Annotated in this window: 12 protein-coding genes; 8 read left to right on the forward strand and 4 right to left on the reverse strand. The window is 30.2% G+C overall.

The genetic code is table 11. The features are described 5' to 3' along the window. From Q0649_RS16330 to Q0649_RS16360, 7 genes are all read left to right on the forward strand, one after another. A partial coding sequence (locus Q0649_RS16330) for an HAD-IC family P-type ATPase (protein WP_298844487.1) occupies nt 1-941 on the forward strand: 941 nt, incomplete at its 5' end. Nucleotides 942-973: 32 nt separating this feature from the next. Further along, nucleotides 974-1,186, forward strand: a complete 213-nt coding sequence (locus Q0649_RS16335; protein ID WP_298844489.1) for a heavy-metal-associated domain-containing protein — start codon at nt 974-976, stop codon at nt 1,184-1,186. A 209-nt stretch (nt 1,187-1,395) separates the two neighbouring features. Beyond that, a complete protein-coding gene (locus Q0649_RS16340; RefSeq protein ID WP_298844491.1) occupies nt 1,396-1,815 on the forward strand; it encodes a SoxR reducing system RseC family protein in 420 nt (139 codons plus the stop codon). Nucleotides 1,816-2,152: 337 nt separating this feature from the next. Next, nucleotides 2,153-2,440, forward strand: a complete 288-nt coding sequence (locus Q0649_RS16345; protein ID WP_298844493.1) for a SoxR reducing system RseC family protein — start codon at nt 2,153-2,155, stop codon at nt 2,438-2,440. Between the two features lie 463 nt (nt 2,441-2,903). Further along, nucleotides 2,904-3,629, forward strand: a complete 726-nt coding sequence (locus tag Q0649_RS16350; RefSeq protein WP_298844495.1) for a response regulator transcription factor — start codon at nt 2,904-2,906, stop codon at nt 3,627-3,629. Then, nucleotides 3,604-5,004 (forward strand): cell wall metabolism sensor histidine kinase WalK, encoded by a 1,401-nt coding sequence (locus Q0649_RS16355; RefSeq protein ID WP_298844497.1) that lies wholly within the window; start codon nt 3,604-3,606, stop codon nt 5,002-5,004. Before Q0649_RS16350 ends, Q0649_RS16355 begins: the two co-directional genes overlap by 26 nt. 219 nt (nt 5,005-5,223) lie before the next feature. Continuing rightward, on the forward strand, nt 5,224-5,436 hold the full coding sequence (locus tag Q0649_RS16360) for a heavy-metal-associated domain-containing protein (RefSeq protein WP_298844498.1): 213 nt from the start codon (nt 5,224-5,226) through the stop codon (nt 5,434-5,436). Nucleotides 5,437-6,061: 625 nt separating this feature from the next. On the opposite strand, the gene Q0649_RS16365 is transcribed toward Q0649_RS16360, so the two are convergent. From Q0649_RS16365 to Q0649_RS16380, 4 genes are all read right to left on the reverse strand, one after another. Next, the gene (locus Q0649_RS16365; RefSeq protein ID WP_298844501.1) at nt 6,062-7,885 is read right to left on the reverse strand and encodes a sulfite exporter TauE/SafE family protein; all 1,824 of its coding nucleotides are present in this window, start codon (nt 7,883-7,885) and stop codon (nt 6,062-6,064) included. A gap of 247 nt (nt 7,886-8,132) precedes the next feature. Beyond that, on the reverse strand, nt 8,133-9,542 hold the full coding sequence (locus tag Q0649_RS16370; protein WP_298844503.1) for a HAMP domain-containing sensor histidine kinase: 1,410 nt from the start codon (nt 9,540-9,542) through the stop codon (nt 8,133-8,135). A gap of 44 nt (nt 9,543-9,586) precedes the next feature. Further along, entirely contained in the window at nt 9,587-10,282 is a 696-nt protein-coding gene (locus Q0649_RS16375; RefSeq protein WP_298844505.1) for a response regulator transcription factor, read from the reverse strand. 113 nt (nt 10,283-10,395) lie between these two features. After that, a complete protein-coding gene (locus Q0649_RS16380; RefSeq protein WP_298844507.1) occupies nt 10,396-10,644 on the reverse strand; it encodes an SHOCT domain-containing protein in 249 nt (82 codons plus the stop codon). 181 nt (nt 10,645-10,825) lie between these two features. Here Q0649_RS16380 and Q0649_RS16385 point away from each other — a divergent pair, with 181 nt between their 5' ends. Next, on the forward strand, nt 10,826-11,173 hold the full coding sequence (locus Q0649_RS16385; protein WP_298844509.1) for a four-helix bundle copper-binding protein: 348 nt from the start codon (nt 10,826-10,828) through the stop codon (nt 11,171-11,173). Nucleotides 11,174-11,277: the final 104 nt, after the last annotated feature.

Below are 11,277 nucleotides of genomic sequence, written 5' to 3' on the forward strand. Positions count from 1 at the left end.
AGACAGGAACACTTACTGAAGGAAAACCAAAGGTAACAGATATAGTTACTGTAAAAGGTATGAGTGGGGATTATTTAATTCAGATAGCAGCCACCGCAGAAAAAGGGTCAGAGCATCCACTTGGTGAAGCTATTGTTAAAGAAGCTGAGGAAAGGCGTATGGAGTTAAAAAAATCAACAGGATTTAAGGCTATTCCAGGGCTGGGTATTGAGGTGATCATTGATGACAATATAACTTTATTGGGCAATAAAAGACTTATGGATGAAAGCCATGTCTCCTTAGAAAACTTAGAGAATGTATCAGATAAACTCGCGGGGGAAGGAAAGACACCTATGTTTATTGCTATTAATGGTAGATTAAGTGGAATAATTGCCGTAGCAGACACAGTAAAAGAAAATAGTAAGAAAGCTATAGAAAGACTTCATAGTATGGGAATACAGGTTGCTATGATAACTGGTGATAATAGAAGGACAGCAGAAGCTATTGCCGCGCAAGTTGGTATTGATACAATACTAGCAGAGGTACTACCAGAAGATAAAGCAAATGAAGTTAAAAAACTTCAGGCAGAAGGCAGAAAGGTGGCAATGGTTGGGGATGGAATTAATGACGCTCCGGCACTTGCACAGGCTGATATTGGTATAGCCATAGGATCGGGCACAGATGTTGCAATGGAGTCGGCCGATATTGTACTTATGAGAAGCGATTTAATGGACGTACCTACGGCTATTCAACTAAGTAAGAAAACTATAACAAATATCAAACAAAATTTATTCTGGGCTTTTGGGTATAATATTCTTGGTATACCAGTTGCAATGGGAGTATTACATTTATTTGGTGGTCCACTTTTAAACCCCATTATTGCAGCATTGGCAATGAGTTTTAGTTCAGTTTCAGTATTAACAAATGCTTTACGCTTAAAAGGCTTTAAGCCATTAAGATAGATAAAATTCAAATTTGAAGGGAGAAATAAAAAATGAAAAAGAAGATATTAGTAGAAGGTATGAGTTGTATGCATTGTGTAAACCATGTTAGCGAGGCGTTAAAAGAAATTTGGGCAAAAGACGTAGATGTAAACCTTGATAAAAAGCTTGCTACCGCTGAAATTAGCGAAGATATAACTGATGATGCTATAAAGACAGCTATTGAAGATGCTGGTTATGATGTTGTAAAGATTGAGAAAGCTTAGTTAATAAAAGGTCCAAGTATTATATGAGATATAGTACTTGGACTGTTTATTTTGTATTATATATCGTTGCTTTAAATATTTTATTAGAATATATATAGTAATAAATTAATTTATAATTGCTACTCAATTCAGTAAGTAGAAAATTATTATTCATCAAATAGAATGATTAATATAGTTAGTATTTTAGTATATGAGGAAGGTGTTGTAAGATGGTAAAAGATGAGGAAGGACTTATAATAGAAATATTTGATAATAATAATGCAAAGGTCAAAGTAGGTAGGCACAATGAATGTAAGAATTGTGGCGCATGCCCAGGTGATAATTCACTTGTAATAGAGGCTAAAAATCCTATTGGAGCTAAGGCTGGACAACGAGTTTCGTTTCAAATGAAAGATACAAACATGTTAATGGCGGCTTTTGTTGTATATATAGTCCCACTTGTTGCAGTTGTAATAGGAGTTTTAGTTGGACAAGTACTAGCTAAAACACTTGGTTATTCTGTACGAAATTTTCAAATAGGAGGTGGGATAATAACATTTGTATTGTCATTGTCAAACATAAAAAAATTCGATAAATTTGCTCATGACAATGATAAAATGCAACCCGTTATTACTCATATTATATCTTAAAATAAAATTATTCTATATTTTAAGATATCTATATGATTCAATGTGTTTTTAATATTGAATATTTAGTTCTAAGTATAAAGAGATTCTTGTAATAGTTAAGAAACATGGTTCTACAGTCTACGGATAGGTTAAACAAATTTAAAATTTAGGTGGTTAAAGAGGTAGTAGTAAATCTTACAAAAGGTTACAATGAAGATTTAACTTCAAGAGAGAACTGAACTGTATGAAGGGTTTGTATATGTTATGGTAATCAGGTTCGAAAGCGTTAATTAGATAATGTTTAAAACTGGATTATTTTTTTATTAGTTGTTAAGTTTGTATTGGAAAGGAGAGTAATATGAAAATAAATAAATCTAAAAAAGACATAGGAAAAGTTAATTTGAAAGAAAAAAAGACCAATATACTATTAGCTTCATTCGTGCTCTTTGTTCTTCCGATAATGGTTGTTGTTATTGGAGTGTTTTTAGGACAATATATAGGAAAATTCATTGGAGAACCTACTCAAATTTTTATGATTATTGGAGGAATCATTGGTTTAATATTAGCAATTGTATTAATTAAATTATTTGATAAATCCGCTGTAATAGATGATAAAAATGAAAAAATTTATTGGGAAGATTTATAGACATCACTCCTATAAGTTTTTGAATTGCTATTTTTTCACCATATTTCTCTATTAAAAACTTATAAGTCTGCTAAAAAGCAGATTATGTTTTACCATGGTCAACATATACTTTTAAAATTCATTTAATACATTCAATACATTTATTACCAACAAAATTGTATCATCAGTTAAAATTTTTAAAACTCCTAATGGTATAAGTTATAGATAGTAGATCATGAAGTAGTAAGTATATATAGAATAAAATAATAATATGAAAAGTCCAGCATTGTGTAAAGAACAATGCATGGGCTTTTTTACTGTTTTATAAAGGCTTATGTTCAACATAAAATCTACACAATTAAATGTTAAAATAAATTATAAAACATATAAAACTCACACATATTGTTAAATGGGTAAGTAAAGTATAAATATAGAAATAATTTAAGAAGTTTAAATAAATTTCTTAAAGAATAGGGGAAAAAGTATGCTTGAAATGAAAAAAGTTCTTATAGTGGATGATGAATATAAAATAGTCCAAGTTGTAAAATCATACCTAGAGAAAGAAGGATGTGAGGTAGTTGAAGCATTTGATGGGAAACAGGCTTTGAAAATAATTAATAGTATTAACCTAGACTTAATTGTGCTTGATCTAATGCTACCAGATATGACAGGCGAAGATATATGTAAAATAGTAAGAAAGAAATCTAGAGTGCCAATAATAATGCTTACAGCAAAAATTGATGAGGAGAGTATAGTTTCAGGCTTAAATATAGGAGCAGATGATTATATTACCAAACCTTTTAGTCCAAGAGAACTTATGGCAAGGATATTCGCTATATTTAGAAGACTAAATGAAGAGATAGTACCACTATCAAATATTATTTCACTTAAAGGTGATGATTTAATTGTTGATATTATTAAAAAAGAGATAAAAAAGAATGATGTGAATGTAAATCTAACTACAACGGAATATAAATTACTGATGACACTATTAAAGTATCCACATAAGACATTTACAAGAGAAGAGCTCATAAATAATACATTGGGAGGAAATTATGAAGGCTTTGACCGGACAATAGACACTCATATTAAAAATTTAAGACAGAAAATAGAAACTAACCCTAAAGAACCTCAGTACATAATTACTGTGTATGGAACAGGTTATAGGCTTGGAGGAGATGAAGATGAAGAAAAGCCAGAAAAGTCTTAGAAAAAAATTATCACTTTCATATATATTTGTAACGATGATCTGTGTAGTGCTTATAAGTATCCTTTCAAATTTTTTTTTAAATAAACAATTTAAAAGTTATGTTATTCAGGAGCATGAAAGAAAAAACAATATTATTGTTACAGCTGTAAGTCAACAGTATTCTAAAAATGGAAAGTTTAATACTGATGTAATTAAAAGTATTGGCATAGATGCAATTGAAAATGGAGTATTTATTAGTGTAAAAGATACATCAGGTAAAATGATTTGGGATGCTGAGACTTATGATAACAGTAAATGTGAAGAGGTTAAAAATCACTTGACTACTACTATGGAAAAACTTTTTCCAAATTGGAAGGGTATATATATTAATGATACTTATGCTATAAATAATAACACTAATAAAATAGGAACTATAAAAATAGGATATTATGGACCATTTTACTATAATGATAATGATATTTTGTATTCAGAAACTCTTAATAAAATACTGATAAGTGTAGGAGTAGCATCTTTGTGTATTGCTTTAATAGTCGCACTTTTAATGGCTGAGAGGTTAAGTAGGCCTATTCTAAATGTAATAGATACTGCAGAGATGATCTCTAAAGGGAATTATAATCAAAGGATTAAAAAGAAATCCGACATAAAAGAGATAGACAAGCTTACTAAATCAATAAATAACCTTGGAAGTTCTCTTTATGAGCAAGAGAAGTTGAGAAAGAGATTAACTAGGGATGTCTCACATGAGCTCAGAACTCCACTTACAACATTGCAGAGCCACATGGAAGCATTAATAGATGGAATATGGGAACCAACTACTGATAGATTAATCAGCTGTCATGAAGAAATACTTAGATTAAATCGACTTGTAGGCGATTTAGAAAAACTCGCTCAGTATGAAAGTGAAAATCTTATATTAAATAAGACTAAATTTGATTTAGCAGAAGTCATTAATAATATCAGTTTTAATTTTGAAAAAGAATTTTTGAATAAAGAAGTAGAATTCATTTTTCATGATAAGGATGTTGTTTTGCATGCGGATAAGGATAAAATAAGTCAGGTTTTAGTAAACCTAATGTCAAATGCGTTAAAATACACCAAGAAGGGCGGAATGGTTGAAGCTAAATTATTTGAAGATGGGGATTATGTTAAATTAAGCGTAAAAGATTCAGGCATAGGGATATCAAAGGAAGATTTACCATATGTATTCGAAAGATTTTATAGAGCAGATAAATCAAGAAATAAACTAACAGGTGGAGCAGGAATAGGGCTTACAATAACTCAGTCAATTGTTAAAGCTCATAGGGGAACTATAAGTGTAGAAAGTATAATAAATCAAGGAACTGAATTTATTGTAAAAATACCCAAAGATATGTAAAAACTTTAATAACCTACAGGGAGTTTTTGTATATACTGGTGATAAATTAGTTATTAAAGATAGTTAGTTATGGAGAGGTGAACTCATTTGTTCTATTTTCTCTTTAATTAAAATAATTTTTACAATGTTATGTTTTTTATAGAATCTTCATAAGGATTAGTTATTATATATGTAGTAATCAAAATAATTATATAGATATTTTTGAAAGGAGAAATAAAAATGAAAATGAAAATATTTGTAGGCGGTATGAATTGTTTCCATTGTGTAGACTGTGTTAGTGAGGCTTTAACGGATATTGGGGCAAAAGATGTGGATGTAAGTTACATAAAAAGCTTTGCAACTATTGAGATAGCCGATGACACCACAGATAAAGTAATTAAGTCGGCTATTGAGGATGCAGGGTACGAAGTTTTAGGATTAGAACAGAATTAGTTGAAATTAGAGTGTAACAGGATTAAAGATAATATTTTTCGTAATTTTTAAGTGAAAAAATATTAGATAATTTTTAATTTGCGAAATAAGGAAATGTGTATGGCGTTTTTAAAGGAATAACCATTAACATTTAAATATAAGGTTATTTTCATAATTTAAATGAAAAATCACACACCCCGTAGGAATTTAATTCATACGGGGTTATTTATGCTCTGTATTATTTAGAGGTGGATTACAAGTATATATTATGTCATATTAAGATCAAAATTGGTTATATAAAATAAAAATTCATTATAAATTTCTAATGCTGAATTTAAGGAAAGCCAAGTGGTAAGTGGTTATATTTAAAAATCCATTAGAAATGGTTATTAGGGTTATAGCATCAGTAAGTAAAATTGATAGATAATTCTGCATATGATATGAAACTACTTGCATTAGTCAATATAGGTGGGTAAAATTGATATTTGAGTTGCAGTATCAAATTTTAGATTAAACTTAAATTTTAATTTATAATTGAGCCAGTTTTTAGTAATTAATAACGGGAAAAATAATTTGGCACCTATAGTTCAACATAGGTACCAAATTATTTTGTCCTACCATTGTGGTAATGATTATTATAAGGACATTAATCACTAATATAATCTTTTCTAATTTTTTCTAAATCTGTCTTTTCTAAATCATCTACAACAACTACACCACCTACAATATTGCCATCCTTTTTAATAGAATAGATGCCAGTTGAACTAAATGTAATAGCTACTTTAACAGTCCCATTTTTACCTTTAAAAGTAGTCAAATTGTTGCCGGTGTCAGATGAAGCTATTTTAAAAATTCCATTAGGATTGTCAAATTTATTTAAATCAAAGCTTAAAATTGTATTAACATTTTTTCCTGCAACTACAATTAGCGGTTCAAGTTCATAACCTTTTCCTTTAATCAAAAGAACCTGGTTGTTTCCGGAAATTATAGCCTTTTGGACCAATCTACTGGTTTTAACTTTATTCACATCTGTTCCATAAATACTTGGAGTTTTAGGAGTAGCAGTTGCAGCAGGTGCAGTAGATGCACTACCCATGGTGCAACCAGGCATTCCACTGGATGGAGCTGGTATTGAAGAATCGGGTTTTGATGTATCAACAGTTTTTATATTATCAACCACTTTAATTACTCCACGAATCATACCCATTCCACAGCTAAAGCTTATATCTTTATCTTTTGGTGTAAATTCAATTATATTTTCACCGGATTGTAAGTTCTTATTAATATTTAACGAAGGCACAATAATTTGTCCGTTGCAGGAGTTTAATGCTTTGCCATCGATTATCCATTTTACAGGCATGTTTTTTTGAACATATATACCATTTGGAGTATATCCTGCACCATCTGCTGTCATTCTAATTATTTGAACTCCATTTTTTATAGTTGGCTTAGCAGCAGGTGGAGCTGATGTCAATGTTTTATTACCAGATAAACTAGCAATAATTGTAGATGTAGAAGGCACGTTTACACCAGCTAATGCTAGCCCTCTAGTACCCATAACAATACCTAAAACTACAACTAGTATTCCACTAAATTTTAAAAGAGTTTTTGTATAGCCTTTGGTAATAAGACCTGATAATGCTCCAAAGGTCAACATTAGAGGGACTGTGCCAAGAGAAAATAATAGCATTGATAAGGCACCATTAAAAGCGCTCCCAGTTCCTAAAGCATAAAGTTGCATTGTCTGAAGTGGTCCACAGGGCAAAAGACCATTTAGAACGCCAACTAAAAAAGGAGTTTTCGGTTTTTTCTTAATTGAGCAAGTTGACCAAGGAAGCTTTAAATTAAGTTTTCTAAATAAGCTAAAGCCACTCATATTAAGCCCCATTATTATCATAAAGACACCTGCAAATATTTGAAGCCCAGCCTTTGCCGATATTGATAATGAAAGTACTGAACCTAGAGCACCAACTATGCCCCCAATTACTGTATACGATAGAACTCTACCTGTATTGTATAGGATGGCAGGTTTGATGGAATCAAATTTACTTTTATTATCTTTATTTATACTTTGCGATAGCATTATTCCACCGCACATACCTACACAATGTATTGAGGTAAGAACTCCAACAATGAATAGAACAAAATATGTAGCACCATTGAGTCTAGAAGTCATGTCAATTCCACCTGATGAATTTCCAATGAGTATAATTGCTGCTACAATTATAAATATACCAGCTATTTTGTAGCCATTTGACCCCTCTGTACTATAACCAGTAGCTTTTATAGCAGTTCGGATTTTTTCAAGATTACAGAGATCTGTATCATATTCTATAGTTAGAGATTGTCTACTGAAGCTTGCGAAAGCGTTTTTAACACCATTTAATTTTGTGACTGCTCTTTCTACTCTTGATTCGCATGATGTACATGTCATGTCGAAGACTTTTATCTTTTCTTTTTTAACACTCATCTTATTACCTCCTAAAATTTTTAATATAGTTAATGTTGTATTCAATGAATTTTTATCTTGAAAGTTTTATAGATAATAAGATTGTGTTTTTAATTCTATGAATATAATTACAATTTAAATTATACAAAATAGATGTGTAGATAATATAAAGATATATAGTTCGTAAATATAAAATAAATCAAATTATAATTAATATTATTTATGTGATGTGATTGTTATATATGGGGAATAATTAAATCCAGATATGTTATTTATCTGGATTTAACATTTGATTAGGAAATTCAAGAAAAAAGGTGCTTCCTTTACCTAAGATGCTGTTGACACTAATTGTACCTGTGTGAGCGTCAACAATAGCTTTTACAATAGTTAGACCAATACCTGCACCACCTGTGTTTTTGTCACGAGACTCATCACTTCTGTAAAATCTTTCAAAGATGAAGGGTAAATCTTTTTTAGAAATTCCAATTCCATTGTCCTTTACTTCTATAATAATACTATTATTATCAGACTTTAGAGTTAATAAAACCTCTCCATTTATTTTGGAGTATTTAAGTGAATTAGAAAGCAGATTATACATTACCTGCTTTAATTTATCTTTATCCATTAATACTTCAACATTTGGAATCAAATTTGAATAAATTCTTGTACCTGAAGTTTCATATAAAGGTTCAAAAGATGTTATTATTTTTTTTAGTTCTAAAGATAAGTTGAATTCTGATTTATTTAAATTTAGACTTGTTTGTTCTAGCTTCGCTATGTCGTTAAGGCCCTCAACTAATTTTATTAATCTTTCTATTTCTTCATAAAAGCTTGTGAGCATCTCCTCTGTGGGTTCCCAAACTTTGTCTAGCAATGCTTCTATATGTGATTTTAAATTGGTAAGGGGTGTCCTAAGCTCATGAGCCATATCAGAAGTTAAACGCTTCCGAAGATGCTCTTGTTTTTGTAGGGTTTCCGCTAGATAGTTTATAGAAATTGTTAAATCGTTTATTTCTTTAGTTTTAGATACAACATGAGATCTTGCTTCTAAATTTCCGCTTCGCATTCTATTAGCTGTATCCATTATTTTTGTCAAAGGTAATGATATTTGTTTTGAAAGAAAAATACTGATTATTAATCCAAAGATTAAAGCTATAAAAATAGAAAGAAAAAAAGAATGATTTAACGTTGTTTCGAAAGTTAGAGCTCCTGTATTCAAAAAAGAGGTTCCATAATATCCAAAGACTATAGTTCCTAATTTTTTATTATTTTTAATTAATGGGTAGCTATCTTCAGTGTATTGACCTGGCTTAATTGAAGAATAATTATTCATCATTGAACCCATCATTGAGCCCATCATAGTTTTGTTTTGTAATTCTGAACTACCTGAGGTGAAAGCAATAACTCCAGTTGCATTCTTTACTTGAATATACAATTCCTCTGCATTTGAATATCTTAATATTTCCGCTTTGTTACTAGTTGAAATGCCTGTTTTCTCATCGTATAAGCCATCTATTACGGTTGCGATTTTGTCTACTTTTGATTTGTGTTCAGTAATTAAATAATTGCTAAATTTTTTACCAATCATATAATTTGAAACTAAGCCTGCAATCAGTATAGATACAAATGCAGTAAGAAGAAAACCTATGGATAATTTTTTCATTAAGGACATTTTCATTTAAAACCACCTCATACCTTCTTTAGTGTTAAGTTCTTTAGCAATTAACCCTGGAATTTATACCCCATTCCATATATTGAAATTATATATCTTGGATTTTTTGGATTATCCTCTATCTTATATCTTATATTTTTAATATGGGTATCCACAGTTCGGTCAAACCCATCATAATCTGTGCCAAAAGCCTTATTAACTAATTGTTCTCTTGAGAATACTTGCCCAGGATTAGTTAAAAGTGCAATTAAAATTTTAAACTCATTAGAAGTTAAGGTAATAGGCAGGCCTTGTTTTTTTACAGCCATTTTTTCAACATTTATTTCTAAGTCACCATTATTAATAATCAATAGCTCTGCTAGTGGATTATTATCTCTATACGTTCGTCGTATAATAGCTTTAACCCTACTAACTAGTTCTCGATTGCTGAATGGTTTAGTTACGTAATCATCAGCGCCAATAGCAAGCCCGTCTATTTTATTGTCTTCTTCCGTTTTCGCTGTAAGCATAATAATTGGAACTGAAGAGGTAGCTCTAATTTTATTGCATACTTTTTCACCAGACATTTTAGGGAGCATTAAATCTAATATAATTAAATGTATTTGTTCATTGTTAAATATATTTAAAGCATCTTCTCCATCCATAGAAGTTAAGACTTCAAATCCTTCTTTGATTAAGTAAGCTTTAATCACATTTAGAACCTTCTGTTCATCATCAACTACTAAAATTCTAATTTTTTTAATCATTTATTCACTCCAATATTCTTAATTAGTGTTTAGTTTATAACAAATAGATAGTTAAATCAATATAATATTATAAAAGCTAGGAGCATGCTCCTAGCTTTTATAGGAGAATACCCCTAGTGTTTTTTAGAAAGAATAATTTTCTTTTTAGTATATTCTTCCTCATTAATTTCACCTTTAGCATACCTTTCATTTAGTATAATTAATGCCGAATTATTTGATAATGAGTAGGGCGAAGGTGAATTAAATTTAATTAGTTTAAAAGCTAGGAAAATTAATGCTAAAAATATTAAGAATCCAAAGCCCATCATTAGAAACATACCTCCGGTGGCATAGCCAGAGCCTAAAAGTCCATTACAAAACATACAAATAACCTCCTCGCACAGGTTTATATTATTATTTTGATATAAATAAATTATAAACTGTAATTGTGGAGAAAATATGAAGAAGATAAATTGACATAACAAATAGCTATCTTCAGTATAAATAGTATGTTCTCTGGAGATTATACTTAATGGTTAAAAATTGTTTTAAGGAGGTTTTAAAATGGGAATAGCAACAAATTTAACAGATAAATACCAATCATGCATTGATGAATGTAATAGGTGTGCTCAAGCATGCTATGAATGTTTCAAGGCATGTTTAAATGAATCTGACGCTCATGCAAGGAAAAACTGTATAAGTATCCTTATTGAATGTGCACAAATGTGCCAAATGTCGGCATCACTCATGTCAATGAATGCACAATTTATAAAAGAACACTGTCAACTCTGTGCTACTATTTGTGATAAGTGTGCACAAGAATGCGAAATGTTTAAAGATGAACATTGTAAAAAATGTTCAGCACAATGTCATAAATGTGCAGATGAATGCAGAAAAATGGCTGGTATGTAAATACTCTATAATAAGCAGTTAGGAACATATTAAAGTTCATAACTGCTTATTTCCCTATGTGTTAAGATAGTTGTCGTAGAGAGAAATATAGTATACTATACAGT

The sequence above is a fragment of the uncultured Clostridium sp. genome (assembly GCF_937920395.1).
Taxonomy (GTDB): Bacteria; Bacillota; Clostridia; order Clostridiales; family Clostridiaceae; genus Clostridium_AD.